This is a genomic window from Grimontia sp. AD028 (assembly GCF_000973155.1).
Lineage (GTDB): Bacteria > Pseudomonadota > Gammaproteobacteria > Enterobacterales > Vibrionaceae > Enterovibrio > Enterovibrio indicus.
Map to the genome: position 1 here is coordinate 1 of NZ_LASY01000222.1, position 299 is coordinate 299.

Annotated in this window: 1 protein-coding gene; it reads left to right on the forward strand. The window is 51.2% G+C overall.

The window, feature by feature from the left end; genetic code table 11:
* A partial coding sequence (locus tag RN22_RS24410) for an EF-Tu/IF-2/RF-3 family GTPase (RefSeq protein ID WP_046308541.1) occupies positions 1 to 299 on the forward strand: 299 nt, incomplete at both ends.

Sequence of the window (299 nt, forward strand, 5' to 3'; positions counted from 1 at the left end):
GTTGAAATGTTCCGTAAGCTTCTGGACGAAGGCCGTGCAGGTGAGAACGTTGGTGTTCTGCTGCGTGGTACTAAGCGTGACGAAGTTGAGCGTGGTCAAGTACTGGCGAAGCCTGGTTCTATCACTCCTCACACTAAGTTCGAGTCAGAAGTATACGTTCTGTCTAAAGACGAAGGCGGCCGTCATACTCCGTTCTTCAAAGGCTACCGTCCACAGTTCTACTTCCGTACTACTGACGTGACCGGTACTATCGAACTGCCAGAAGGCGTTGAGATGGTAATGCCAGGCGACAACATCCA